The organism is Bradyrhizobium sp. RP6 (assembly GCF_003837805.1).
Taxonomy (GTDB): domain Bacteria; phylum Pseudomonadota; class Alphaproteobacteria; order Rhizobiales; family Xanthobacteraceae; genus Bradyrhizobium.
Genome location: NZ_RQIT01000002.1, coordinates 12381 through 38210, shown reverse-complemented (window position 1 = coordinate 38210; position 25830 = coordinate 12381). Strand labels below are relative to the sequence as shown.

Below are 25830 nucleotides of genomic sequence, written 5' to 3'. Positions count from 1 at the left end.
TCGCTTACGCCCTGCGCTTGAGAATATAGCTGTCCATGATCCAGCCGTGCCGCTCGCGTGCTTCCTGTCGCGCGATCACGATGTGCGGACCGACCTCGGCCAGCGCGCCGGACATGATGATCTGATCGGGCATGCCGAGATAGGCGCCCCACCAGATATGCAAACGCTCTGGATCGAGCGACTGGAACGCTGTGCCGCCGTCGAGCATCACCACCACGGTATCGACACCGTGCGGCCAGCCGCCGTCGCGCAAGCGCCGCCCTGTCGTAACCAGGAACGGCTCGCCGATGTCGTTGAGCGGCAGCGCATGCGCCGCACACAGCGCCTGGATCGAGGTGATGCCGGGCACGACCTCGATTTTCGGCAACGGATTCAATCGCCGCGCAATGCGCAGCGAGGAATCGTAGAGCGACGGATCGCCCCAGATCAGGAGCGCGACCTTGCCCTCACCTTCGAGATGCCTCGCGATCGTCTGCGACCAGGTCGCGGCAACCACATCGTGCCAATCGTCTACGCCCTTGCGGTAATCAGCTTCACCGCTGTCGCGCACGGGAAGATCGAATTCGGCGATGGCTATGTCGCTGGTGAGCACGTCCGCGCAGATCGCTCGCCGGAGATCGGCGAGATCGGACTTGGCAGCCCCCTTGCGCGGGATCAGGACGAGATCGGCCGCGTTGATGGCAGCGATCGCGGCGCGCGTAAGCTGCTCGGGATCGCCGCAACCGATGCCTATCAGGGAGAGCGTGAGCATCGCGAGCGCGAAGGGCGGCCATCAAGGCCGCCCTCTCGCTTGTCTCTCAGGCGCCGTTGTGCAGGCGCGGCGTGACGAGGCCGGGCGCGGTGACGCCGCGCAGCGACTTCGCCAGCGCCAGCACCGCGAGGTCGGCGAGCGGCTCGATCACGATGACCAGCGCGTAGGAGGCCGCGAAGGTCGCGATGTTGGCGAGGTTGCTCATGGCAAAGCCGGAGCCGTAGAGCGCCCAGAACGCCACCCAGGCGACAACACCCGCTTGATAAGTCGTCGAAAGCGCCAGCGCCTGACCGTACTTCAGATCGACATAGGCGGTGTTACGCGAAATGATGCGCGTGGCGATGGCCTGGATCGCGAACAGCGGCACCAGGAGCGTGGTGACGTTCATGCCGTATTGCGGCAGGTCAGCGGGCTCGAACAACAGACCCTGGAGCAGCAGGCCAAATGCGAGGCCGAAGGCGGCTGGCGCCGCACCAAACAGCAGGAACAAGGTCGAGCCGAGGATGAAGTGCACTTCGGAGACGCCGACCGGGAAGTGGGGCAGGACCTGGAAGAAGGTGAAGACGAGGCCCGTGGTGGCGAGCGTGCGCGTGGCGAACGAGCCGACGCCCTGCGCGCGGACGGTTTCGACCGCCAGCTTCAGCGCAACGCCGCCTGCGGCGATGCCGGTTGCGTAACTCAACACGAGCTTGGCGCCCGTCACGATTCCGGGTTCGATATGCATGGCTCAATTCCTTCCTGCCGTCACACCCGACGGCCTTGGCCTCAAAACGTGCAGGGCCGGTCTCCTGGCTCGCGGTTCACTGGGGTTCTCCGGCCTTCCCGAACCTTACGGCCCAGTGGCCATTCGGAGCCCCTCACCGCTTACAGTCGCGGGGGCGGCTGGGGTTTGGGGCGCCGCAACTTGGTCCGCCCACCCCCATTCCCGATTATGCTCCGGCGCTTTGCGCCGCGTCGAGCACCATGCCTCTCCTGTGTGCGCCTTTCGCGAGCCGGGCGTCAAGAGGCGAAGGGCGACCGCCACCGTCATGACGGATAATCCCCTGCCAGCGCGCCGAACAGGATCACGGCGGCCGTGGACGCGGCGCCGCCCCGGCCTAGCTGCGCGGCGAGCTCGGCGATGGTGGTGCGGACCAGCCGCTCGTCGGGACGGCCGAGGGATTCGGCAAACAGTGCGGGCGTGTTTGGGGCGAGGCCGTGTGCGATCAATTTTGCGGCAAGCGCCGGAAAGGTGCGCCGGCCCATATAGACCACGGTCGTGGCCTCGGGATCCGCCAGCGCCGCCCAGTTCAGGTTGGACGGCAGCTCGCCGCTGACATCAGCCCCGGTAATGAACTGCACGCGGCGGGAGGTATGCCGACGGGTCAGGGGAATGCCGGCCTGGGCGGCGGCGACGCAGGCGGATGTGACGCCGGGTACGATTTCATAGCCGATGCCGGCTTCGCGCAGCGTCTCCAGCTCCTCCTCGAGCCGACCGAATATGCCGGCGTCGCCGGACTTGAGCCGCACTACGCGCGCGCCTGTCGCGGCATAGTCGACCAGGAGACGATTGACGTGGTGCTGCTTGGTCGAGGGCCGCCCTGCCCGTTTTCCCACCGCGACGAGATTGGCGCCGGGCCGCGCCAGATCCAGGATCGCGCCGGAGGCGAGGTCGTCATAGAGCACGACGTCGGCCTCGCGCAGCCGCGCGGCGCCCCTCACCGTGAGCAATTCGGGATCGCCGGGTCCGGCGGAAATGAACGACACGAATCCTCTCACCGGTCCTCCGCGATCAGATGAAAGAACGTGCCGGTGGCGTGGCCGCGCCGCGAGCCGGTCTCGGCCATGACGGCGCCCGTCGCATCGTGCACGACCGCGAGCGGCGCATCCGGTTGCGCGACGATCGTCGAATAGTGGAACTCGTGACCGCGCAGGCGTGCGCCAACACGATGTCCCGGCATCGGTGCAGCGAGCTCGGCGAGACGATAGCCCAGATGCATGCGGCGCTTTGCAAAGCTCGTCTCCAGCCCAAGTAGCCCCGTCATCTCATGGCTGGCGCCGTCGGCATCAGTCAAAGCAGCTCCCAGCACCATATAGCCTCCGCACTCGCCGTGGACCGGCCGTGACTCGGCGAAGGCGCGCAGGCCGTCTCGAAAGCGCGCATTGGCCGCGATCCTGCCGGCGTGCAACTCGGGATAGCCGCCAGGAAGCCAGCAGACGTCGGCGCTCGCGTCAGGCACTTCATCGGCAAGCGGCGAGAATGTCGAGATCTCGGCGCCCGCCGCGCGCCAGGCCTCCACCATATGCGGATAGACGAAGGAGAAGGCCGCATCGCGGGCGAGCGCGATGCGTTGCCCGGGTGGCGCCACGTTGAGACCGTTCGCGGCTGGTAGCGGCGACCAGCGAGCCGCCGATCCCAGCAAAGCATCGAGATCGACATGCTCGGCGACGAAGCGCGCGGCCTCGTCGATCAGCTTGCCGATTTCAACCCGCTCCTCGGCCTGCACGAGACCAAGATGCCGCTTCGGCAGGCTGATCTCGGCATGACGCGGCAGCGCGCCGAACACGGCGATGCCGGCCTCGTTGAGCGCACGCCGCACCAGGTCTTCGTGGCGCGGGCTGGCGACGCGGTTGAGCACGACGCCGGCAAGTCGCACGCCGGGGCGGTAGTCGCGAAGGCCCGCGGCAATCGCAGCCGCCGTCTGCGCTTGTCCCGATGGATCGATCACCAGAACCACCGGCCAGCCCAGCATCTCCGCGATGTCGGCGGTGGCGCCGGTGCCGCAGACGCCGCGCGCGGCGACACCGTCGAACAGGCCCATCGAGCCCTCGGCAAGCACGACATCGGCGTCCGCACCACGGCTGACGAGGTGCGCGATACTTGCGCGGTCCATCGCCCAGCTATCGATGTTGACGGAGGCGCGTCCGGTGGCGGCGGCGTGGAACGCGGGATCGATGTAGTCGGGCCCGCTCTTGAAGCACTGCACGTTCAATCCGCGATTGCGCCAGGCGCGGGCGAGCGCCAGCGTCAGCGTGGTCTTGCCGACACCGGAGGCCGGCGCGGAGATGACGAGCGCTGCGGCCATCACGATGCCTCCGGAAAACGCGGCTCGGCGCCGAGCGGCCGATAGCGGCGGTCGTAATCGGCGGCGTAGAGGCGACTCTCGTCGAAATTCGCAGCGCCAAGTGTCCTGCCGACCAGGATCAGGGCGGTGCGCTCCATCTCGCTGCTCACGGCGGCATCAAGAGTGCCGAGCGTCGCGTGGACGATGCGCTGGTCCGGCCAGCTCGCACGCCAGACGATCGCGACCGGACAGTCCGCGCCGTAATGCGGCGTGAGTTCAGCCACAACCTTGTCGAGCAGATGGATCGACAGATGGATCGCGAGCGCCGCGCCGGTCGCTGCGAATGCGGCGAGCTTCTCGCCCTCGGGCATCGCGCTGGCGCGGCCCGGCGTGCGGGTCAGCACCACCGTCTGGGCAAGGCCGGGCAGCGTGAGCTCCATTTCCAGCGCAGCGGCAGCAGCCGAGAAGGCCGGCACGCCCGGCGTCACCGAATAGGGAATCCCGAGCGCACGCAGGCGGCGGAGCTGCTCGCCCATCGCCGACCAGATCGAGAGATCGCCGGAATGCAGCCGCGCGACATCCTTGCCGTCCGCATGCGCAGCGGCGATCTCCGCGATAATCTCGTCGAGCGACAGCGGCGCGGTGTTGACGATGCGCGCACCGGGCGGGCAATGCGCCAGCACGCCTTCGGGCACCAGCGAGCCGGCATACAAGCAGACCGGAGAGGCTGCGATCAGATCGCGGCCGCGCAACGTCAGCAAATCGGGCGCGCCGGGCCCGGCGCCGATAAAATGCACCGTCATGCGCCGTCCCCTTCCGCGATCGCCGCAGTCGCGGTGCGATCCCGCGAGACCGCCCGTGTCGCGACGAGCCGCGCGCGAGGGCCCGCTGCCGCGAGCGCCGCGGCTTCGGCGACCGATCCCGTCCCGAACTTTTCGATGACGAATTTTGACCGGGTCGGCGTGTCCACCTTCGCAAGCACATCGGCTGGAAGAGCCCTGATCGGCACACCGCATTCGCGCGCGAGCTGCTTCAGCGCCTCCGCGTCGGCCTTGTCGCTGACGGTCGCAAATGCTGCAAGACCTTCGGGGCCGCCGGCTGTCGCGAGCGCCTCGCGCAACGAGGCCAGCGTCACATCGCTCTTGAATCCCAGACCGGCGACCTTCATCGGACCGCACTCCATTGCACCACCGGCCGCGTCGCTTCCCAGGATCGGTAGCGGCCGAGCGGGGCGGCATGCGCCAATTCGACCCGCATCAGCTCGCCACCATGGCGCTGGTGCAGCTCGCCGAGCAGCGCTTCCGTCTCCAGCGTGACTGAATGCGCAACGAACCGCGCTCCAGGCGAGAGGCGCGCCCAGACGGCATCGAACATCATGCCATCAAGGCCGCCGCCGATGAAGACGGCATCCGGCGGATCCAGCGCGGCAAGCGCTTCGGGCGCCTTGCCTGCGATGACGTTGATCCGACGCTCCAGTCCGAACGCGGCTGCATTGCTGCGAATGTTCGTGGCGCGATCTTCGCGCAGCTCGATGGCCGTGGCCGTCCCGCCGCATAGCACCCACTCCACCGAGATCGACCCCGAACCGGCGCCGACGTCCCACAGCCGTTCGCCGGGCCGCGGCGCCAGCGCCGAGAGGGCGAGCGCACGCACCGGCCGCTTGGTGATCTGGCCGTCATGGACGAAGAGATCGTCCGATAATCCCGAACTGCGGGGCATCCCCTGTCCACCCTTTGCCTCGACGGCGACCGTGACCAGGTTTCCGGCGAGATCACCGGCAAGACTATCGGCGCGATATTCTCTGATGCTTTCGCGCGGGCCACCGAGGGCGGCGAGCATCCAGAAGGCCGAGGCGCCCCACCCGCGCTCGCTCAACCACCTTGCGAGATCGCCAGCCGCTTTCCCATCGCGCACGAGGCAGATGATGCGCGCCCCTCGCGCCAGATGCGGACCGAGACGCTCGAACGGTGCGGCGTGAAGCCCGAGGCAGACGGTGGATTCGAGTCGCCAGCCCAGCCGCGCGGCCGCAAGCGAGAATGCCGACGGTGCGGGGTGCGCGATCCACTCGTCGCCACCGAGCTTCTCGGCGAGGCCCGCGCCGGCACCATGCCAGAACGGATCGCCGGAGGCGAGCACCGCCGTCGGCCGGCCACGGCAGCTCAGCACGATCTTGGCGTCGAACGGCACCGGCCACGGGCGGCCGCGGCCGCCAACCTCCGCAAGCGCAAGGTGGCGCTCGCCGCCGAAGACGGTTTCGGCCCTGGCAAGCGCCTTTCGGCTTGCCTCGGACAACCCGGCAAGGCCATCTTCGCCGATACCGATGATGGTCAGCCAGGGATCAGACATGACGCGCGCCCTCATTCTGGGCGGAACGGCCGATGCGAGCCTGCTCGCAGCGGAGGTCGCGCGCGCCGGCATCGACGCCGTCTATTCCTATGGCGGCCGCACCCGCGCGCCGGCCGACCAGCCGCTGCCGACCCGCATCGGCGGCTTTGGCGGCGTGAGCGGGCTGGCCGATTACATTCGCCGTGACAGTATCACCCATGTGATCGACGCGACGCATCCCTTCGCGGCCGAGATGAGCCGCAACGCGGTCGTGGCGTGCGCGGAAACCGGCACGCCGATGATCGCGCTCGAACGCTCGCCGTGGACAAAAGCGCCCGGTGACAGCTGGATCGAGGTGGTCGACGTCAACGCGGCCGTCGCCGCGCTGCCTGACGCGCCGACAAACGTGTTCCTCGCCATCGGCCGCCAGCACATCGCGCCGTTCGCCAGCCGGCCGCAGCATGCCTACACGCTGCGCTTCGTCGATCCCCCCGAGGCGCCCCTGCCCTTCGCGGCCGACGTGATCGTGTCGCGTGGACCCTTCACCCTCGACGGCGAGCTGGACATGCTGCGCTCGCGCGACATCGCGTGGATCGTCGCCCGCAACTCCGGCGGCGACGGCGCGCGCGCCAAGATCGAGGCGGCTCGCATGCTTGGCTTGTCCGTTATCATGATCTCGCGACCAAGACTGCCCGAGCGGCTGCGGGTCGAGAGCGTGGCCGAGATCATGCAGTGGCTCGGTCATTCTATCCGCCTCGGCGCATAGACCCAGCGGCCGACGCGGCGCGTCTGCGAATTGCCGACGATCACCAGCGTGCGCATGTCGGCCATTTCGGGCGTCGCTTCGTTCAGCGTCACGGTCTCGATCTTCTCGTCAGCCGCGCTGATCGCGCGCGCGAAGATCACCAGACGCTCGCCGCAACCAGCCTCTCGAAGCACCGCAAGTGCGCGGCCAAATCCTTCCGGCCGGCTCGCCGAGCGCGGATTGTACATCGCGATGGCAAAATCGGCTTCGGCCGCGAGGCGGAGGCGTTTCTCGATCACTGCCCACGGCTTGAGATTGTCGGAGAGATTGATCGCGCAGAAATCATGACCGAGGGGCGCGCCGGCACGCGCGGCCGCCGCCAGCATCGCGGTGACGCCGGGCAGCACGCGGATCGGCAGCGCCTGCCATTGCGGCGCCTGTTCGAGCGCCTCGAACACGGCCGAGGCCATCGCGAACACGCCGGGATCCCCGGAGGAGACGACAACGACCTCCCCGCCTTCCGCAGCAAGCCGCAAGGCTTCGCTCGCGCGTTGCAGCTCTTCGCGATTGTCGGAGGGATGCAGGGTCAGCCCCGGTCGCGGCGGTACGCGTGCGACATAGGGCGCATAGCCCAGAATGTCGGTCGCGGCTGCGAGCGCGGCGGAGACTTCCGGCGTCACCAGCGCGTCGCTCCCGGGCCCGAGGCCCGCGATGGTCAGCGTGCCCGTCATTCGGCAGCGTCCAGATGCCGGCCCTTGCCGTGCACCAGCACGATCGCAAAATAGGGGCAATCGGCGGCATCGATCTCGGCGAGCCGCACCACGCGCTCCCCCGGCATCGTGCCGCGCTCGACCAGCCAGGCATCGTCTAACCGGCCGGCGGAGCGAAGCGCGCGGCGCACCTTTGCCAGATTGCGGCCGGTCTTCATGACGACCAGCGCATCGGAATCGCGCATGCGGCGCTCGAGCTCGGCCTCGGGGAGCGTCCCCATCAGCACCGTCGTCACGTCGTCGCCGAGCGCGATGGGCTGCCCGACGCCGTTCCAGCAGCCGACCATGCCGGGAATGCCGGCGATCACCTCGATCTCGACGCGGCCTTGCAGGCGCATGTGCAGATGCATGAACGATCCGTAGAAATACGGATCGCCCTCGCAGAGCACGACGACGTCGACGGCGCGCGCAAGCCGCGCCAGACGCTCCGCCCATTCATCGTAGAAGCCCGCAAGCAGCTGGACGTATTCCGCGCTGTCGAACGCGATCTCCGTCGTGACAGGATATTCCATCGGATATTCGGTGACGTCGGCCGCCAGCATGCCCTCGACGATGCAGCGCGCCTGACCCGGCCTGCCCTTCTTGCGGAAATAGGCGACGTGCTGCGCGGCACGCACCGTCCGGTCGGCGCGCACGCTCATCAGATCGGGATCGCCGGGGCCGAGACCACAGCAGATGATGCGTCCCATGGCTATTCGCTCCGGCTCGCCAGCGCGTTCACGGCAGCAACCGTGATCGCGGAGCCGCCGAGGCGGCCCTCGACCGTCAGCGCCGGTACCGGCGGATCGGCCATCAGCGCGGCCTTGGACTCGGCGGCACCAACGAAGCCGACGGGACAGCCGATGATCGCCGCCGGACGCGGGCAGTCCGGGTCTTCCAGCATATTGAGCAGATGAAACAGCGCGGTCGGCGCGTTGCCGATCGCGACGATGGCGCCATCGAGATGCGGCCGCCACAGCTCCAGCGCCGCGGCCGAGCGGGTGTTGCGCATGGATTGCGCGAGCGTGGGAACGGACTCGTCTCCTAACGTGCAGATGACGGCATTGGCCGCGGGAAGTCTTGCGCGCGTGATGCCTTCCGAGACCATGCGCGCGTCGCACAGGATCGGCGCGCCCTTCTGCAGGGCCGCGCGCGCGAGGGTTGCCATGCCTGGCGTGAAGCGGATATGCGCCTCGAGGCCGACCATGCCGACGGCGTGGATCATGCGCACCACCACCGGCTCTTCATCGGGCGTGAAGCGCGCAAGCTCCGCCTCGGCCCGAATGGTCGCAAAGGATTGCCGGTAGATCGCCGCGCCGTCGGTCTCGTAGGTGTGCGGCATCAGTTCCCTCCGATCAGGATGGAGGGATCGCTGACGATGTCGGCTCCGTTCAGCCCGCGCAGGACCGGCTCGTCGCGGATCGAGCCGTCGCGGACGAGATCGAAACCGGCATGCGTCGCAATCAGCGTGACCGCAGCCGCGCCCGAATGGGCGCAGCCCTTGCCGCAGCCGGAGACGTGAAGTCGCGTATCGGCGGCAATGCGCGGCGCCAGCGCCGCTGCGAGCGTGCGCGTATCGGCATGGGCTTCCCGGCAGCGCGGCGCGCCGCTGCAGGCGATGACGCGCAGCGCCGGATCGTACGGCTCGGTGATGAGGCCCGCCCCACTCGGCATCTCGCGCTTGCCCTCGCTGAGCACCATCCGCCATGGCGTCATGCGCAGCGCGTGTCCGCAGCTGGAGAACTGATGGAGCGTGGCGTGCAAGATCTGCCCGAACGCGACGCCGACGATCGCGCCTTGCGGATAGTGCCCGGGCCGTGCCGCGGCCATGACGGGCGCCGGCTCGGTCTCGCCGCACAACGATTGAGGCAACGCCGCGCCGGACGCGATATGGGCCGCCATGCGCCCTCGCCCGTCCCTCGCGCCGCCGGAGATGATGAACCAGCTCGCGAGCGCCAGCGCCGTGCTCACGGCCTGTCCGCGTGCGACGGAGCGGCCGAGCCTTGCGCCATCGGCCCGCACCAGGAGACGACCCAAGCGATCGCGCTCGATGCGTATGTCGGCGGAATCGCCAGCCAGAACGCGCGACCTTCCGTCGTCGATGGCGAAGCCGAACTTGGTGGGAAGCGCCAGGCCGCTATCGGCAAGCGCCTCCTCCAGCTCGGCGGCGAGCGACTGTGTTTCGTCGCCGCTGCTCCAGAACGGCGTCACCAGAACATTGCGCCGGGCTTCGATCTCGGCGTCGGGGTCGAGCAGCGCCAGTTGCGCAAGACCGTCGAGCAGCGGAAGATGGCCCTCCTCCTTGACGCCCCTGATCTGGAGATTGGCCCGGCTCGTCACATCAATCAGGCCATTGCCGTGCCGTCCGGCGAGCTCGGCAAGCCCGGCAATCTGTGCGGCTTCGAGCCGCCCGCCGAACGGGCGCACGCGCACCACGAGCCCGTCGCCCGAGAGCATAGGGCGCAGCGCGCCGGGGCACCAACCCTTGATTGGGGCCGCACTCATGAGGCCTCCCGCAGCGCCGCGGCGATCGAATTGCGGCGCGTTTGCCAGAGCGCCGCATCATGCAGGCGCGCAAAGCAGGTTTCCATCGCGGCGAGAGCCGAGGGATTCTCACGTGCCATGAAAGCACGGACCTCGTCGTTGCCGAGCGTGGCATCGTAGTAGAGGTCGAACAAATGCGGCGGCACGGCGCCGGCGAGATGCGCGAAGGCAGCCATGTGCTCCAGCGTCGCGGTGATCTCGGCGGCGCCGCGAAAGCCATGCCGCATCATGCCGGCGATCCAGGCCGGATTGGCCGCGCGCGCCCGGGCGACACGTGAAATCTCCTCCGTCAGCGTGCGCGCATGGGGCTGGTCGGGCCGCGTCGCGTCGAGGTGATAGAGGCACGGCGCGCCTGCCCCGAGATGCACGGCTGCCGCTGCGATAGCTGCCTCATGCGCGGCATAGTCGGCGGCAAGCAGCAGATCGGTTTCGGGCAAGTCCTGGATATGGACAAAAGCGTCTGCGGACGCGAGACGCGACTCGATGCCAGTACGATCGGGCTGCATTGTACCATCCGCCGAGAACGCCCAGGACGATGCCGACAGCCAGGCTTCGCCGGCCGCCTCGCGCGTCTCCGGCGTGAAGGCATCCGGGATCGCCGAGAGGCCGACGCCATAGTGTCCGGGACGCGGCGCGAACACGCGGGATGCGCGGTTGCGATACGGATTCTCGTCGCCCTCGTCCTCGCGCGCCGCGAGCGCGCCGGAAGCGGCCTCGAACAATTGCGCCAGCCCCGAAAAGACATCGCGGAACAGGCCGGACACGCGCAGCGTGACGTCGATGCGCGGACGGCCCAGCTCGGCCGGCGCGATGATGTCGTAGCCGGTGACGCGGCCGGAGGCGTGATCCCAGCGCGGCGCGAGGCCGGCCAGATGCAGCGCCATCGCGAACTCCTCGCCCGCCGTGCGCATCGTCGCCGAGCCCCAGAGATCGACGATGAGTCCCCTCGGCCAGTCGCCATGATCCTGCAAGTGACGGCGCAGCAGCTCTTCCGCGAGCTTGATGCCCTGCGCATGCGCAGACGGCGTCGGCACCGCGCGCGGATCGACGGCGAACAGATTGCGCCCGGTCGGCAGCACGTCCTGGCGTCCACGATAGGGCGAGCCCGATGGGCCCGGCGCAACGCGCCGACCCGTCAGCGAAGCAAGCAACGCATCCCGCTCCGCTTCGCCGCAGGCGCCGCGGCCGAACACGTGCAGGCCGTCGCCGAACTGGCTTTCCTTGAGATCGCAGACGAAGCGATCGATCCGCGGAATCGCTTCGGCAGGTGCGGCCGTTGCGTCCAGGCCGAGATCCTCTTCGAGACCTGCCGAACGCGCCTCGTCACGGATCGCCGCGATGAGGCGCTGGCGGCGGGCGGGATCGAGACCGTCGGCGGTCGAATATTCATCGAGCAGCCGTTCGAGCCGGCGCAGGCTTTCCGGCACCGAGGACATTGCGAGCGGCGGCGGCAAATGGCCGATCGTGACCGCGCCGATGCGCCGCTTGGCCTGCGCGGCCTCGCCGGGATCGTTGACGATGAAGGGATAGATGATCGGAAAATCGCCGATCAATGCCTCCGGCCAGCAGCTCGGTGACAGCGCCACGGATTTCCCGGGCAGCCACTCCAGCGTGCCGTGCGCGCCCATATGCACGATGGCATCACAGCCCTGCTGCCTGAGCCAGAGATAGAAGGCGACGTAGGCATGGCGCGGCGTGCGAGCGAGATCGTGATAGTCGGCATCGCGCGAGGCCGCTTCGCCGCGTTCCGGCTGAATTGCGACAATCGACCGACCACATTGGATCGCGGCGAAATGGAACGCGCCGTCGCGGCAGCTCGGATCGTCCTCAGGCACGCCCCAGGCCTGCGCGAGATCGTCCTGCAAGGTTTGCGGCAGGCGCGAGAGCGCCGCCCGGTACTCGGCGACATTCCAGATCAATCGTTGCTTGAGCAGCGTCTCGCCGAGCGCGTGAACCGGAACAACAGCGTATCCCGCCTCGGCGAGATCGGACAATAACGCCTCGACCGACGCGAGCGCATCGAGACCAACAGCATGCGCGATCTGGTGCGGCCGGCCGGGATAGTTCGACAGCACGACCCCCAGCCGCTTCTCTCCGGCCGGCGTCTCGGCAAGGCGCCGCCAGGCCGCGACGCGCGCGGCGACGGCCTTCACACGCTCCGCGTCAGGCGTGTGCGCCAGATGCGAGAATTGCAGATCGGGATCGCGCGTCGCGGCAGATTTGAAACTCACCACGCCCGCGAACAGGCGGCCGTCGACCTCGGGCAGCACCACATGCATGGCGAGGTCGCCCGGCGACAGGCCGCGCAGCGAGATCGCCCAGTCCTCGCGCCGCGCCGTCGAAAGCGCGACCTGAAATACCGGACATTGTGCAGCATCGAACGGCGTCTTGCCGTCGTCGCTCATTGCCGAGAACGCCGTCGCATTAACGATCGCCGCGGGAGGATTCTGCGCGAAATGCGCGCGCAACCAATCGGCGACGCCTGCACTCTTCAGCGAGGTGACGAACACGCCAAAAGCATCAAATCCCCTCTCGCGCAGCGCCGCAATGAGGGCATCGACCGGGCCGGTATCCGTAGCGGTGAGATAGGAGCGGTAGAACGTCACCAGCGCGCGCGGCTTCTCCTCGACGCTGGGCGGCGCCGCAATCACGCCGCGCTCGGGATCATAAAAGCCCATCTCGGGCACGGTCATCTCGCCGACGACCGGGCCGGCATAGAGGCCTGAGGCCAGCGCGAGCTGCGCGATCGCAGCTTGCGCCGCGACCGGACCGCCGGTGTCGCAGAGCACCTTGAGCCGACGCAGCGTCGAAACCGGCAACGTCGAATACGAATCGAGCCGCGTGTCGTCGCGACCATCGGCCGGCAGCACGGCCAGCGCGATGTTGCGGTCCTTGGCGAGCTGTTGCAGGGCGGCGAGGCCGTACGGCCAGTAGGACTCGCCGCCGATCAGGCGCACCAGGATGCCGCGCGCCTGCGACAGCGTGCGCTCGATATAGGTGTCGATCGACAGCGGATGACGAAGTTCGGAAAGATTGGCAAGCCGCAGCGACGGCAGGCTGTTCCGGCCACGCCGCCAGCCGGCCGCGAACGCCGCAAGATCGGAATCCGAAAACGAGAGCACCACGAGATCGGCCGGGTCCTGGCCGATGTCTCTTGGCGTCGCGGTCTCCTCGAGACCGCGGCTCTCGCGGAAGACGACGTGCATCAGATACCAAGCCCTGACCTGATCGCGGCCTCGTCGATATCGCCATGCTCGCCGATCACGACGAGCTTGGACTGCCTGTGACCCGCGCCCCATGGCTTGTCGAACTGGTGGCGCACGCGCTCGCCGACCGCCTGCAGCAGGAGGCGCATCGGCTTGCCCGCGACCGCGATATAGCCCTTGGCACGCAGCACATTCTGCTCGCGCGCAAGACGCTGCACGGATGCGACCAGCGCATCGACGTCGGCGACCTCCGGAAGGTCGATCACGACCGAGGCAAAATCATCGTGCTCGTGGTCCTCTTCGCCGTCATGATGCGAGGGACGCGCGGCGAGATCGTTCTCCGCGGCGGCGCCAAGGCCGAGAATGACGCGCGCATCGATCGCACCGTCGGTGACAGGAAGCATCGGCACGCGGCGCGGCATCTCGGCGGCGATCGTCGCCTTGGCGACTTCGATCCCGGCGCTGCCGGCCAGATCCGCTTTCGTCAGCAGCACGATGTCGGCACAGGCGATCTGGTCCTCGAACACTTCCGACAGCGGCGTCTCGTGATCGAGATTGTCGTCCGCCGCGCGCTGCGCTTCGACGGCAATCGGGTCCGGCGCGAAGCGGCCGGCCGCGACGGCCTCGGCATCGGCCAGCGCGATCACGCCGTCGACCGTGATGCGCGAGCGGATCTGTGGCCAGTCGAACGCCTTCAGCAGCGGCTTTGGCAGCGCCAGGCCCGAGGTTTCGATCAGGATGTGATCGGGCCGCACCGGGCGCGCCAAGAGTTGCTCCATGGTCGGAATGAAATCGTCGGCGACGGTGCAGCAGATGCAGCCATTGGCGAGCTCGACGATGTTCTCCTCCGGACAATTGGCGTCGGCGCAGGATTTCAAGATTTCGCCGTCGACGCCCTCGCTGCCGAACTCGTTGACGAGCACCGCCAGCTTCTTGCCATTCGCGTTGGCGAGCAGATGCTGGATCAGCGTGGTCTTCCCGGAACCGAGAAACCCAGTGACCACCGTGACGGGGATTTTGGCGAGCGAGTTCATTCGGCGGCCTCCGGCACGGCGGGAATCGGGGGAATACGGGCAAGCGACTGCTTGCGGAAGATCTCGGGGCGGCTGCGCCATGGCACGAGCCCGTCGGGCGCCGCCGCATAGGCCGCAGCGCCCGCGACCACATCGCGCGCATTCGTCTCGGAGAGGCGACCATAGACGTAAGACCAGCGGCCGGGCGCGCTGAGCGCGACCGAGCAGCCCTGGCTGCAGGCCGACAGGCATTCGACGGGAACCACGTTGACGCCCTCGGGCACGCCGGCCTCGAGAATCGCGCCATGCAGGCGCTTGCCGGGCGTTGTCTCGCCCTCGCCAAGCGTCTGGCCGGCGCGGCAGGTGATGCAGACGTGAAGTGTGACGGTCATCGCCTCTTCCAGGATAAACAGCGGGAGGCGAGAGGCACACGGACCTTGGCTCAAAGGGCCCGTTTCCCCGTCGCGGAACACCCCGTCCGCCGGTCCAAAACTCTTCGCGCTGGCAGGTCTCCCGGCTTGCGGAGCAGGGCCTTGCCCTTCGATCCCCGCCTTCCCGATTCCCGCAGGAATCAGTGGCTTCGGGCATCTCTCCGGTCACGGTCGCGGGGGCGGCTGCATTTTGGACCCAAATCTTGCCGATTCGGACCCTATCGCATTCCCTCTTCGCCTGTCATAGGACAGGAACCAACGCCGGGCCACCATTTGCCCGTGACTGCCACTTGTCAAGCCGAAGGACTGGTACGATGACGCCTGAACCGGACACCCGAACGGGCGAGGAAACCGACGCCCGGCACGCCCAGAAGATGGCGAAGAAGAAAGCCGCCCGCGACAAGATCATGGCGACCAAGAGCGGCGAAAAGGGCCTGATCATCGTCCACACCGGCAGCGGCAAGGGCAAATCCTCCTCGGCCTTCGGCATGATCGTCCGCTGCGTCGCCCATGGCTTTCCTTGTGCGGTGGTGCAATTCATCAAGGGCGCCTGGGATACGGGCGAACGGCGCCTGCTCACCGGCCATTTCGGCGATCTCTGCCAGTTCCACGCGATGGGCGAAGGCTTCACCTGGGAGACGCAGGACCGTGCCCGCGACATCGCCGCCGCGCGCGCCGGCTGGGAGAAGGCCAAGGAGCTGATCCTCAACGAGCGGCTGCGGATGGTCGTGCTCGACGAGATCAACATCGCGCTCCGCTATGACTATCTCGACATCGCTGAAGTCGTCGAATTCCTGACCACGCAGAAGCCTGCGATGACGCATGTCGTGCTCACCGGTCGCAACGCGAAGGACGAGCTGATCGAGATCGCCGACCTCGTCACCGAGATGACGCTGGTCAAGCACCCGTTCCGTTCCGGCATCAAGGCGCAGGCCGGCGTCGAGTTCTAGGTTCAATGGCACGCGCATTGATGATCCAGGGGGCCGGCTCGGACGTGGGCAAGTCGCTCATCGTCGCCGGCCTTGCGCGTGCCTTCACGCGGCGCGGCCTGCGCGTGCTGCCCTTCAAGCCGCAGAACATGTCGAACAACGCCGCGGTCACGGTCGACGGCGGTGAGATCGGCCGGGCCCAGGCGCTACAGGCGCTCGCCGCCGGCGTCGAGCCGCACACCGACATGAACCCGGTGCTGCTCAAGCCCGAGACCGATGTCGGCGCGCAGGTCGTGGTCCATGGCAAGCGCATCGCGACCGCACGCGCGCGCGACTACGCGGCGATGAAGCCGTCGCTGATGGGCGCGGTGCTGGAGAGCTTCGAGCGGCTTAAGGCGCGCTCTGACCTGGTGCTGGTCGAAGGCGCCGGCAGCCCGGCCGAGGTGAATTTGCGCAAGTCCGACATCGCCAACATGGGCTTTGCCCGCAAGGCGGACGTGCCCGTCGTGCTGGTCGGCGACATCGATCGCGGCGGGGTCATCGCCCAGCTGGTCGGCATCAAGACGGTGATCGACCCCGACGATGCCGCGATGATCTCTGGCTTCGTCATCAACAAGTTCCGCGGCGACCCCACCCTGTTCGACGACGGCTACAATCTGATCGAGCAAAAGACCGCATGGCGCGGCCTTGGCGTGCTGCCCTGGTTTCCGCGCGCCGGCGAGCTGCCGGCCGAGGATGCGCTGGGCCTGAGTGACGCGCGAAAGCCGGGCCGATGCAAGATCGCCTGCCTCGCGCTATCGCGCATCGCCAATTTCGATGATCTCGATCCCCTCAAGCTCGAGCCGGGCGTCGATCTCGTGATGGTGCGCCCGGGCGAGGCGATCCCGGGCGACGTGCGCCTCGTCATCATTCCCGGGTCGAAATCAACCCGGGGCGACCTCGCCTTCCTTCGTGCGCAGGGCTGGGACATCGACCTGCTCGCCCACCACCGCAGGGGCGGCCATGTGCTCGGCCTCTGCGGCGGCTATCAGATGCTGGGACGCAGCGTCGCCGACCCCGAAGGCATCGAGGGACCTGCGGGCGACACGCCGGGCCTCGGGCTTCTCGATGTCGAGACGGTGATGAGCCCGCAGAAGACGCTGACGCGGGTTGCGGCCGTGCATGCCGTCACGGAGCAGCCGATCGAAGCCTACGAAATCCATATCGGCCACACCGACGGCCCCGATCGCGCCCGCCCGTTCGCGAAACTGAACGGCGAGCCGGAAGGCGCGATCTCGCAGGATGGCCGCGTGCAAGGCAGCTATCTGCACGGCCTGTTCACATCGGATGATTTCCGCAAGGCCTACCTCGCCAAGCTCGACATTCCCGCGGGCGACGAGCCCTATCACGCCAGGGTCGAGAGCGCGCTCGAAGCGCTGGCCGATCACATCGAAAAGCATCTCGACGTCGAAGGCCTGCTCGCGCTAGCGCGCTAGGGCCTCGGCAAGGCGCGTCCATTCGGCTTCGCTGCCGGGAAGCCCGAGGCGCAGCCATGTCGGCTGTTGCGCGAAGACGCGGGACCAGATGTGGCTGCGCGCCAATTTCTCCTGCGCGGCGAGTCCGTCAGGCGTTTCGTAGAGACGAAACAACGGCGTGCCGCCGACCAGTCGCCAGTCCTGCGACTGCACCATGTCGTCGAGGCGAGCACTGTCCCTCGCTAGCCGCGCCGATGTTGCCTTGGCCCATGCGTCATCGCGCAGGGCACGGCAGCCAATTGCAATCGCGGCACCCGACACCGGCCACGGACCTGACATCGCAGATATTCCAGCGATGTCCCTATCCCCACCAATAGCGAAACCGAGCCGCAATCCCGCAAGTCCATAGAACTTTCCGAAGGAGCGCAGGATCAGGAGATCGCGCCTGCCCGCCCCGGGCGCCAACGAAAGCTCCGGAATTGCGTCACAGAAGCTCTCGTCGACGACCAGCCGACCGAGACGCGGCATCAGCGCGAGCAGTTCAGCCTGCTTATAGTGCCGCCCATCGGGATTGTTGGGATTGACGACTACGGCTAGATCCGCTCCGGCAAGTTCGTCGAGGGCCGAGACTTCGGTAACCTCCCAGCCCGAGCCCGACAGAACCGCAGCGTATTCATTGTAGGTCGGAGCGAGAATGCGGGCTCGACCACGCGGCGCAAGGCGCGGCAAGAGCTCAATGACGGCCTGCGCGCCTGCCGTAGCTGCAATGTGCGCGGTCGTCGCATAGGCCTGCTGCGCGGCCCGATGCAGGGCCTCGATCTCGGCACGCGACGGCAGTGCAGTCCACGCGCGCGCGCTCACCTCACCCACGGGATAGGGCACCCGGTTGATCCCGGTCGACAGATCGATCCAGTCCTCCACGCGTCCGCCAAAACGCTGCTGGGCTTGGTCCAGATTTCCACCATGCTCGCGCATGCCCCGTTCTGTCACGCGAAGGCCAGGATCGCAAGCAGGCCTGCGACCAGCGACATGGCGCGACGGTAGACGGTCAGCGCCTCCGCGATGTCGGCAGCACGCGGATCGCGCGCGCCTTCGTTCAGCCAGGGCTCGTCGGTCGCGCTGCCATGATAGATGCGGGGGCCGCTCAGCCGCACGCCGAGCCCGCCCGCCATGGCCGCTTCCGGCCAGCCGGCGTTCGGCGAGCGATGACGGCGCGCATCGCGCGTCATGCAGGCCAATGCTTCCGACCGCTGCGGTGCCAGCAGCACGAACAGAAATCCGGTCAGCCGCGCCGGGATGAAATTGGCGACATCGTCGATGCGCGCCGCCGCCCATCCAAAGGCTTCGTGCCGTTCGCTGCGATGGCCGATCATGGAGTCCAGCGTGTTGATCGCCTTGTAGCCGAGGATACCGGGCAAGCCCAACAGCGCGCCCCAGAACACCGGCGCGACGATGCCGTCGGAGGTGTTTTCGGCAAGGCTCTCGATCGCCGCGCGTGCGATGCCGGCCTCATCGAGGCTTGCGGGATCGCGGCCGACGATGCGCGAGACCGCATCGCGCGCCGCGGCAACGTCGCCGGCCAGCAAGGGCGTGGCGACGGCAGCCACATGATCATGCAGCGAGCGCAGCGCGACCAATGGCCAGGCCAGGATGCCAATCAGCACGATCTGGATCCAGCCCGAAGGAAGCAGTGATTGCAGCGCCCAGCCGAGCGCTACAGAGAGCGCGACCACCGCAAGCGCGCCGGCGACGCCCGCGGCTCGGCGCAATGCCGGCGGATCGGACGCGCGATTCCAGGCGGTGTCGATGGCCGCAATGAGCCCGCCGAGCCAGGTGACGGGATGGCCGATCCGCGCGAACAGCCAGGCCGGCCAGCCCAGAAGGGCATCCACCGCCATCGCCACCACCATCGCGCCCGCAAAGCCCACATCTAGCTCCTGTCCCGCCCCTGTTGCGCAAGACGGCGGCCGAGTGCAAGCCCCTCGCTGCCTGATTTCGGCTTTGTCTTTGGGCGCGTTTGATGATTAGTGCTGGCGATAGGAGACCTTCATGGCCGTCATCTTGATCACCGGCGGAGCGCGATCGGGCAAGAGCACCCGGGCGGAAGCGCGCGCGCGCAGCTTTCCCGGCCAGCCCGTCTACATCGCAACCGCCGAGGCGCTCGATGGTGAAATGCAGGAACGCATCGCACGACACCGCGCGCGGCGCGGAACCGATTGGACCGAGCGCGAGGTCCCGCTCGATCTCGTGCCGGCGCTGCTCTCGACCGAAGGCGGCGGCGCGAGGCTCGTGGATTGCCTGACGCTGTGGCTCTCCAATCTGATGCATGCGGCGCGCGACTGGGAGCGAGACGTGCGAGAGCTCGCCGGCGCCCTGCCCCGGCTTGGCAGCCCCGTCATCCTTGTGACCAACGAGGTCGGCCTCGGCATCGTGCCTGACAACGCGCTGGCGAGAAGCTTCCGCGACGCCGCCGGGATCATGAATCAGATCGTTGCCGATGTCGCCGACGACGTCGAGTTCATCGTCGCCGGCCTGCCGATGAAGCTGAAATGATCCCGCGCGCCGAGCTCTTGCGAGAGGTCGTCGCCGATCTCAGAATCGCAGCGTCGTTCGTCACGATCCTGCCTGTCGCATCGTCGAAGCCCGCCGGCGACGGCGCGATCGCGCGCGCGACCTGGGCCCTGCCCGTCGCGGGATTGCTGGTCGGCCTTGCGGGCGCGTTGATCTACAAGATCTCCATTCGCTTCGGACTGACACCGAACCTTGCCGCCCTGCTCGTGCTGGCCACGACCACCCTCATCACCGGCGCGCTGCACGAGGACGGACTGGCCGATACCGCGGACGGATTCGGCGGCGGCCGGACGCGCGAGCGCAAGCTCGAGATCATGCGCGACAGCCGGATCGGGACCTATGGCGTTTGCGCACTGATCCTGTCGTTCGGCCTGCGCTGGAGCGCCCTTGCGGCGATCGCCGATCCGTGGGCCGTCACGCCCGCGCTGTGCGCTGCGCACACCGCTGCCCGTGCCGGCGTGCCGGCCTTCATGTCGCTGGTCGCGCCGGCGCGGCCTGACGGTCTGTCGGCCAGCGCCGGATCGCCGCCGGGCCGCAGCGTCGCCATTGCCTTCGCTGTGGGAACGCTCGCACTTGCCCTGGCGTTGGGGCCGGGCAAGGCGCTGGTCGGCCTGGTCTTGCTGTCGCTCGCCGGCCTGATGCTGGCGCGGCTTGCCATCCGGCAGATCGGCGGGCAGACCGGCGACATCCTCGGGGCGTTCGAGCAGACTGGCGAGATCCTGATCCTGCTGGTTGCCGCGTCCTTCCAGATGGGACATTGACCTCATGGTCGAGTTCGACGACGCCTTCCGCCGGCACTTGCGCGAGCTGTTCGTGTGGCGCCGCGACGTGCGCCGCTTTCGCAGCGATCCATTGCCGGCCGGCGCCATCGATCGCCTGATCGAGACGGCCTGCCTTTCGCCCTCGGTCGGCCTCAGCCAGCCCTGGCGCTTCGTCATCGTCGACGACGACGCGCGACGCCGGGCCGTGACCGACGATTTCAAGGCGTGCAACGCCGACGCGTTGAATTGCTATTCCGGCGAGCGCGCCGCGCGCTATGCCGCGCTGAAGCTCTCGGGTCTCGAACAGGCCCCCGGTCACCTCGCGGTGTTCGCGGACAAGGCCAGCGACATCGGGCATGGTCTCGGTCGCGCGACGATGCCGGAGACCACGGAATATTCCGTGGTCGCGGCGATCACCGCGATGTGGCTCGCGGCGCGCGCCGAGGGCATCGGTCTCGGCTGGGTGTCGATCTTGAGCCCGGATCGGATCCACACCATTCTCGACGTGCCCGGCTCCTGGAAATTCATCGCTTATCTCTGCATCGGCTATCCGGAGATCGAATGCGACCGGCCCGAGCTGGAGCAGGCGAAATGGGAGCACCGGCGCGGTGCGGACGAGTTCACGCTGCGGCGCTAAAGCATGATCTGGAAAAGTGCTCAGCGGTTTTCCGAAAAGATCATGCTTAAACAAACCTAAAGCGCGATGACGATTCATCCTCATCGCATCGCACTTTGGGACAGCACGACCGCCCGCCCGGGCGGCCTCATCTTCGGCTCGAGCCACAGCGTGGCTGGGTCGAAAGCGTCGACTTCCGCCTCGATCTCCCTGCGATCTTCGGTTCGCCGGACAAACTGAAGACAGGCGTTCCCGACATACGATCTTGCGCAGCGGATGGCCGCGATCCCACTGACGCGGATTCCAGCAACTGTGTGAAACATTCGAGTTGGACTCAAATTAACGGTTCGGATTCAAGCCTCCTTAATTCCTTCACGAGTAGAAACAAGTTGTTACAACCAATTGCTACACGCATATCTAACAACCATAAGGAGACGAACTTGCATACGTTCAAGAGGTTCCTGGCTGACGAAAGCGGCGCTACGGCGATCGAGTATGGCCTGATCGCTGCAGGCATTGCGCTTGCTATCATTGCTGCCGTCAAGAACGCCGGCACGGCAGTGAGCGGCGTGTTCACGAGCGTCAACACCAAGCTGACTACACCCTAACCTTCACGAAAAGCGGGGCGGCCCAGCCTCCCAGCGCCGGACTGCCGGAGATCCGAGCTCCAAGGACACTTTGGTAAATCCAACGCCGCCCTGCTTCCCCCTTCAAAGCCAGCGTGCCCAAGCCGCCCTCATCTCGGCGCCAAACAGATCAGGGCGCACTTCTCGGCAGGAAGAGCGCTTCCGGTTCAGGCGCGGAGCTGGCCGCATCACTTTCAAGCAGTGCAGGTCATCATTCATTGACCTTCCTACAAAGGCAGCTGCTCCGCTGGCGACGCGTTAAGGATTCCTTTGTGCGGCGATAGGTAGCTCTCCACCTCCAGCAATCTTAGGATGTGGAAAATGAAAAATGCACGCTCCGTCGAACACGGATGACCGACTGCTGTGCACCATTACGTGGCAGGCCACCTTGGCGATCGCTCTCTTGGCGGCGCTCTCGCTCAGCCTTGTGGGTTTAAGCTGCAGCATTGAGGTGTCAGCCGAGACCCTCGTCTTGATGTCGGTCTATGCGTTCTTCGCGATTTATTTCAGTTTCGTCCGGCCAAATTCGAAAATCGCGCGCGTTCTCATCTGCTTTGGTCAGCTCGTTGTCGTGATCCTCATGGGAATCGTGCTGAGCTACGCCGCATCCACAGTGCCGCTGCCTTACCGCGACGCGCATCTCCACGCTGTGGATCAATGGCTTGGATTCGATCGTGCCAGCTATCTCGCTGTCTTGAACAGGCACGATGCACTCCGCAACGTACTTTCCTTCGCCTACAACTCCATGATGTCGCAAAACATCCTGGTGTTGGCCGCCGCCATTCTGACCCGACGGCTTGACCGACTGCAGTTCTACATCATCGCATTTGCGGTTGCTGTAACGGCAACCGCCGCGATTGCATGCTTCATTCCGGCCGCAAACGCGATAATCTACCTGGACAAAGCTCCTACTGAATTATCAACCTTGCCGGGCGGCGGGCACAGCTATTTCCCTATCCTCGAAGGGCTTCGCAACGGAACGCTACGCGTCATCGATTTTCGGTCCGTGGAGGGGCTGATCTCGTTCCCGAGCTTTCACACGGCCAATGCCATCTTGTTTGTTTGGGCTCTTTGGCCGATCCGTATCTTGCGTTTCTTCCTCGTTCCCCTGAATCTCCTTCTCATCGCCGGGACGCCCCTCTGCGGCGCGCATTATGCAGTGGACGTCATTGGCGGCGCTGCCGTGGCATGCGGAGCCATTGCTGCAACGACTTGGCTCGTCCGGGCGCATTGCCCGAGCAACGACCTCGTGCAAGCTATTCCCTCACCGACTGACTGGAGGCCATGGCTGCACCCGATCGGGTTCCCACCCGATTAGGTACTGGACGATCAACGCCGGTCGAGCGCGAAGCTGCTGCCCGAAGTCTACCAACCGGGCCAAACGGACATCGGCCGGCTGGCCGCTGCGTTTCAGGCATCAAGTCTCAGCGCGTCCGCACACCCGCTTCGTCGTCCCGGCCAAACCGCTCGACCAGAAAATCGATGAACAGCCGCACCTTCACCGACAGATGCCGCGTCGGCGGATAGACTGCGTACAGCGCGAGTGGCGGTGCAGAATAGTCCTGGAGCACGACGCGCAGCTCGCCTTTCCGCACGGCATCTGCCGCGATGAACTCGGGGAGGAGCGCGAGCCCCCTGCCCTTGATGGCGACGTCGCGCAGCACCTCGGCATTGTTGACGCAGAGCGACCAGGCCGGCTGGATCCAGTGATCGCCATCGGCGCCGGTGAGCTTCCACTGGTTGCCGGTGAGCAGGAAGCCGTAGGTCAGCGAAACATGTTCGCGCAGATCCTGCGGATGTCGAGGCGTGCCGTGGCGCGCGAGATAATCAGGCGAAGCGCAGACCATGCGCGCCACCGGCATGATCTTGCGCGCGATCAGGCTGGAGGATTCCAGCTCCGCGATCCGCAACGTCACGTCGAAACCGTCCTGCACGGGATCGAGCAGATCGTCGCTGAGCACGATCTGGAGCTGAAGCTCGCCATAGCGTGCCATGAAATCGGCGAGCGCCGGCCCGAGCCGCATGGTGCCGAACGACATCGGCGCATTGACGCGCAACAGGCCGCGCGGCGCCGACTGCGCCTGCGTCACGGCTTGGTCGGCGGCCTCGATCTCCGAGAGGATCACGACCGCGCGCTCGAAATAGCGCTGGCCGTTCTCGGTCGGGCTGGCGTGACGCGTGGTCCGGTTCAACAGCTGGACGCCGAGGCTCTCCTCGAGGTCGGCGATATATTTGCTGATCGCCGAACGCGACAACCGCAACTGCCGGCCAGCCTCGGCAAAGCTCCCGCTTTCGACCACCTTCACGAAGGCCCGGAGGCTGCCGAGCTTATCCAACGGCTCGCCTCGGCGATTGTTTCCAAATCGTAGACATAGCCGTCATAATTGCATGGATTGTCTCCAATCCCAAGCAGAACAATATTTCCGGCCAGAGCAAGACCGCTCCCCAAGCTTGGAGGACGACAATGTCTGGACTGCACCATGTCACCGCGATCGCCGGCGATCCCATCAGGAATTTCGGCTTCTACACCCGGGATCTCGGCCTGCGCTTCGTCAAGAAGACGGTCAATTTCGACGATCCCGGCACCTACCATTTCTATTATGGCGATGAGACCGGGCGCCCCGGCACCATCCTGACCTTCTTTCCCTGGGCCGGCGTTCCGGCCGGGCGCCGCGGCGTCGGCGAGACTCATCAGACCGCCTTCCGCGTGCCGCAGCGCTCGCTCGGCTACTGGACGCAGCGCTTCACCGAGAAGGGCATTGCCTACGAGGCGCTGGAGAAGCGCTTCGGCGAGTCCGTGCTGCCATTCACCGATCCAGATGGCATGGCCCTGGCTCTGGTTGGCGTCCCCGGTGCCGAGAACGAGCCCGGCTGGAGCAATGGCGACGTGCCGGCCGAGCATGCGATCCGCGGCTTCCACGGCGTCACCCTGTTGCTCGACAGTGCGGCGAAGACGGCCGCCGTCCTCACCGACGTGTTCGGCTTCAAGGAGACCGGACGCGAAGGCTCGGTGATCCGATTCAAGGCATCGGGCGATGCCGAAGGCAGCATCGTCGACATCTACGAGGCCAAGGGATTCTTGCGCGGGCATCAGGGCGGTGGCTCGGTGCATCACATCGCCTTCCGCGCGGCCGACGACGCCGAACAGGGCAAGATGGCGCAGAAGCTCATCAGCAATCACGGCCTGCATCCGACCGAGCAGCGCGACCGCAACTACTTCCGGTCGATCTACTTCCGCGAGCCCGGCGGCGTGCTGTTCGAGATCGCGACAGACATCCCCGGCTTCGCCGTCGACGAGCCCGTCGCGACGCTGGGGCGTGAGCTGAAGTTGCCTGTTTTCCTCGAACAGCATCGCAAACAGATCGAGGACGTGCTGCCGAGCCTGGAGGAGAGCGTGTCATGACCGCAAGTGCATTCATCCATCGCTTCGAGCCCGCGACCGGCGCGGGCTCCCCTCCGCTCCTGCTGCTGCACGGCACCGGCGGCGACGAGAACGACCTGCTCGGGCTCGGCAAGATGATCTCGCCCGGCTCCGCCCTGCTCTCGCCGCGCGGCCGCGTGCTCGAGCACGGTATGCCGCGCTTCTTCCGCCGGCTCGCCGAGGGCGTGTTCGACGAGGACGACGTGCGCCGTCGCGCGCACGAGCTCGGCGACTTCGTCGCGGAGGCGCGGCAGCGCCATGGCATCGCCGCCCCGGTCGCGGTCGGCTTCTCGAATGGCGCCAATATCGCGGCCGCGCTGTTGCTGCTGAAGCCGGAGGCGCTCGCGGGCGCGATCCTGCTGCGCGCCATGGTGCCGCTGTCGCATCCGCCCGAGGCCAATCAGCTGAAGGCGCAGCTCGGCGGCAAACCTGTCCTGCTGCTCTCCGGGCAGGCCGATCCGATCGTGCCGGCGAGCAATTCGGCACAGCTCGCTGCGCTGCTGTCGCAAGCAGGAGCGAGCGTGACCCACAAGGTCCTGCCGGCAGGCCATCAATTGTCGCAGGCCGACGTGTCGCTGGCGCGCGACTGGATCGGCCCCATCGACGCCAGGGCCGCATGATCAAACAGCGGCGCATCGCCTTCG

At 66.9% G+C, this 25830-nt stretch carries 27 protein-coding genes and 2 riboswitches; of the genes, 10 read left to right on the top strand and 17 right to left on the bottom strand.

Annotated features, from left to right (window positions below; translation table 11 throughout):
* Window positions 1-4: 4 nt before the first annotated feature.
* The 7 genes from cobF to cbiE all read right to left on the bottom strand — a co-directional run bounded on the left by cobF (window position 5) and on the right by cbiE (window position 6141).
* Entirely contained in the window at window positions 5-751 is a 747-nt protein-coding gene (gene cobF / locus EHH60_RS05060) for a precorrin-6A synthase (deacetylating) (RefSeq protein WP_124158389.1), read from the bottom strand.
* Between the two features lie 46 nt (window positions 752-797).
* Window positions 798-1475: an energy-coupling factor ABC transporter permease gene (locus EHH60_RS05055; RefSeq protein WP_124158388.1), complete on the bottom strand. Its 678-nt coding sequence runs from the start codon at window positions 1473-1475 to the stop codon at window positions 798-800.
* Between the two features lie 37 nt (window positions 1476-1512).
* Window positions 1513-1732: riboswitch (cobalamin riboswitch) on the bottom strand.
* A gap of 45 nt (window positions 1733-1777) precedes the next feature.
* On the bottom strand, window positions 1778-2509 hold the full coding sequence (gene cobA, locus EHH60_RS05050; RefSeq protein ID WP_124158387.1) for a uroporphyrinogen-III C-methyltransferase: 732 nt from the start codon (window positions 2507-2509) through the stop codon (window positions 1778-1780).
* Window positions 2506-3816, bottom strand: a complete 1311-nt coding sequence (locus EHH60_RS05045) for a cobyrinic acid a,c-diamide synthase CobB (RefSeq protein WP_124158386.1) — start codon at window positions 3814-3816, stop codon at window positions 2506-2508. The genes cobA and EHH60_RS05045 overlap by 4 nt, the downstream gene beginning before the upstream one ends.
* Entirely contained in the window at window positions 3816-4598 is a 783-nt protein-coding gene (gene cobM, locus EHH60_RS05040; RefSeq protein WP_124158385.1) for a precorrin-4 C(11)-methyltransferase, read from the bottom strand. Before cobM ends, EHH60_RS05045 begins: the two co-directional genes overlap by 1 nt.
* Window positions 4595-4963, bottom strand: coding sequence for a cobalamin biosynthesis protein (locus EHH60_RS05035; protein WP_199751307.1), 369 nt, complete (start codon window positions 4961-4963; stop codon window positions 4595-4597). Before EHH60_RS05035 ends, cobM begins: the two co-directional genes overlap by 4 nt.
* Window positions 4960-6141, bottom strand: a complete 1182-nt coding sequence (cbiE, locus tag EHH60_RS05030; protein ID WP_124158383.1) for a precorrin-6y C5,15-methyltransferase (decarboxylating) subunit CbiE — start codon at window positions 6139-6141, stop codon at window positions 4960-4962. The genes EHH60_RS05035 and cbiE overlap by 4 nt, the downstream gene beginning before the upstream one ends.
* On the opposite strand from cbiE, the gene EHH60_RS05025 reads away from it, so the two are divergent.
* Window positions 6140-6886 (top strand): cobalt-precorrin-6A reductase, encoded by a 747-nt coding sequence (locus EHH60_RS05025; protein WP_124158382.1) that lies wholly within the window; start codon window positions 6140-6142, stop codon window positions 6884-6886. The two genes, cbiE and EHH60_RS05025, sit on opposite strands and share 2 nt — an antisense overlap.
* Here the strand turns inward: EHH60_RS05025 and cobJ are convergent.
* Genes cobJ through EHH60_RS04990 form a run of 7 tightly spaced genes read right to left on the bottom strand, consistent with a single transcriptional unit; the run spans window position 6862 to window position 14769 of the window.
* Window positions 6862-7596, bottom strand: coding sequence for a precorrin-3B C(17)-methyltransferase (gene cobJ, locus EHH60_RS05020; RefSeq protein WP_124158381.1), 735 nt, complete (start codon window positions 7594-7596; stop codon window positions 6862-6864). The two genes, EHH60_RS05025 and cobJ, sit on opposite strands and share 25 nt — an antisense overlap.
* Window positions 7593-8324 carry a precorrin-2 C(20)-methyltransferase gene (locus tag EHH60_RS05015; protein ID WP_124158380.1) on the bottom strand — a complete coding sequence of 244 codons (732 nt, stop codon included), beginning with the start codon at window positions 8322-8324 and terminating at the stop codon, window positions 7593-7595. Before EHH60_RS05015 ends, cobJ begins: the two co-directional genes overlap by 4 nt.
* Window positions 8325-8326: 2 nt before the next feature.
* Window positions 8327-8956 (bottom strand): precorrin-8X methylmutase, encoded by a 630-nt coding sequence (locus EHH60_RS05010; protein WP_124158379.1) that lies wholly within the window; start codon window positions 8954-8956, stop codon window positions 8327-8329.
* A complete protein-coding gene (gene cobG / locus EHH60_RS05005) occupies window positions 8956-10119 on the bottom strand; it encodes a precorrin-3B synthase (RefSeq protein WP_124158378.1) in 1164 nt (387 codons plus the stop codon). Before cobG ends, EHH60_RS05010 begins: the two co-directional genes overlap by 1 nt.
* Window positions 10116-13364, bottom strand: coding sequence for a cobaltochelatase subunit CobN (gene cobN, locus EHH60_RS05000; RefSeq protein ID WP_124158377.1), 3249 nt, complete (start codon window positions 13362-13364; stop codon window positions 10116-10118). Before cobN ends, cobG begins: the two co-directional genes overlap by 4 nt.
* Window positions 13364-14398, bottom strand: a complete 1035-nt coding sequence (gene cobW, locus EHH60_RS04995; protein ID WP_124158376.1) for a cobalamin biosynthesis protein CobW — start codon at window positions 14396-14398, stop codon at window positions 13364-13366. Before cobW ends, cobN begins: the two co-directional genes overlap by 1 nt.
* Window positions 14395-14769, bottom strand: a complete 375-nt coding sequence (locus EHH60_RS04990) for a DUF1636 family protein (protein ID WP_124158375.1) — start codon at window positions 14767-14769, stop codon at window positions 14395-14397. Before EHH60_RS04990 ends, cobW begins: the two co-directional genes overlap by 4 nt.
* A 94-nt stretch (window positions 14770-14863) precedes the next feature.
* Window positions 14864-15083, bottom strand: a riboswitch (cobalamin riboswitch).
* Between the two features lie 39 nt (window positions 15084-15122).
* Here EHH60_RS04990 and cobO point away from each other — a divergent pair.
* Both cobO and EHH60_RS04980 read left to right on the top strand, forming a co-directional pair.
* The gene (gene cobO / locus EHH60_RS04985) at window positions 15123-15758 is read left to right on the top strand and encodes a cob(I)yrinic acid a,c-diamide adenosyltransferase (protein WP_124158374.1); all 636 of its coding nucleotides are present in this window, start codon (window positions 15123-15125) and stop codon (window positions 15756-15758) included.
* A gap of 5 nt (window positions 15759-15763) precedes the next feature.
* Window positions 15764-17212, top strand: a complete 1449-nt coding sequence (locus tag EHH60_RS04980) for a cobyric acid synthase (protein WP_124158373.1) — start codon at window positions 15764-15766, stop codon at window positions 17210-17212.
* Here the strand turns inward: EHH60_RS04980 and cobD are convergent.
* Both cobD and cbiB read right to left on the bottom strand, forming a co-directional pair.
* Window positions 17201-18166, bottom strand: a complete 966-nt coding sequence (cobD, locus tag EHH60_RS04975) for a threonine-phosphate decarboxylase CobD (protein ID WP_199751306.1) — start codon at window positions 18164-18166, stop codon at window positions 17201-17203. The two genes, EHH60_RS04980 and cobD, sit on opposite strands and share 12 nt — an antisense overlap.
* 11 nt (window positions 18167-18177) lie before the next feature.
* Window positions 18178-19119 carry an adenosylcobinamide-phosphate synthase CbiB gene (cbiB, locus tag EHH60_RS04970; RefSeq protein ID WP_245454393.1) on the bottom strand — a complete coding sequence of 314 codons (942 nt, stop codon included), beginning with the start codon at window positions 19117-19119 and terminating at the stop codon, window positions 18178-18180.
* Window positions 19120-19240: 121 nt separating this feature from the next.
* Between cbiB and cobU the strand changes: the two genes are divergently transcribed.
* The 5 genes from cobU (at window position 19241) to EHH60_RS04945 (ending at window position 23083) form a co-directional block, all read left to right on the top strand.
* A complete protein-coding gene (gene cobU, locus EHH60_RS04965) occupies window positions 19241-19744 on the top strand; it encodes a bifunctional adenosylcobinamide kinase/adenosylcobinamide-phosphate guanylyltransferase (protein ID WP_124158371.1) in 504 nt (167 codons plus the stop codon).
* Window positions 19741-20523, top strand: coding sequence for an adenosylcobinamide-GDP ribazoletransferase (gene cobS, locus EHH60_RS04960; RefSeq protein ID WP_124158370.1), 783 nt, complete (start codon window positions 19741-19743; stop codon window positions 20521-20523). The genes cobU and cobS overlap by 4 nt, the downstream gene beginning before the upstream one ends.
* 4 nt (window positions 20524-20527) lie before the next feature.
* Window positions 20528-21160: a 5,6-dimethylbenzimidazole synthase gene (gene bluB / locus EHH60_RS04955; protein ID WP_124158369.1), complete on the top strand. Its 633-nt coding sequence runs from the start codon at window positions 20528-20530 to the stop codon at window positions 21158-21160.
* Between the two features lie 419 nt (window positions 21161-21579).
* On the top strand, window positions 21580-21747 hold the full coding sequence (locus EHH60_RS04950) for a Flp family type IVb pilin (protein ID WP_124158368.1): 168 nt from the start codon (window positions 21580-21582) through the stop codon (window positions 21745-21747).
* Between the two features lie 346 nt (window positions 21748-22093).
* Window positions 22094-23083, top strand: coding sequence for a phosphatase PAP2 family protein (locus EHH60_RS04945; protein ID WP_124158367.1), 990 nt, complete (start codon window positions 22094-22096; stop codon window positions 23081-23083).
* 106 nt (window positions 23084-23189) lie between these two features.
* Here the strand turns inward: EHH60_RS04945 and EHH60_RS04940 are convergent, their stop codons facing one another.
* Window positions 23190-24101, bottom strand: coding sequence for a LysR family transcriptional regulator (locus EHH60_RS04940; protein WP_199751305.1), 912 nt, complete (start codon window positions 24099-24101; stop codon window positions 23190-23192).
* Between the two features lie 128 nt (window positions 24102-24229).
* On the opposite strand from EHH60_RS04940, the gene EHH60_RS04935 reads away from it, so the two are divergent.
* Both EHH60_RS04935 and EHH60_RS04930 read left to right on the top strand, forming a co-directional pair.
* Window positions 24230-25168 (top strand): ring-cleaving dioxygenase, encoded by a 939-nt coding sequence (locus EHH60_RS04935; protein ID WP_124158366.1) that lies wholly within the window; start codon window positions 24230-24232, stop codon window positions 25166-25168.
* Window positions 25165-25806, top strand: coding sequence for an alpha/beta hydrolase (locus EHH60_RS04930; RefSeq protein WP_124158365.1), 642 nt, complete (start codon window positions 25165-25167; stop codon window positions 25804-25806). The genes EHH60_RS04935 and EHH60_RS04930 overlap by 4 nt, the downstream gene beginning before the upstream one ends.
* The last annotated feature ends 24 nt before the right edge of the window (window positions 25807-25830 follow it).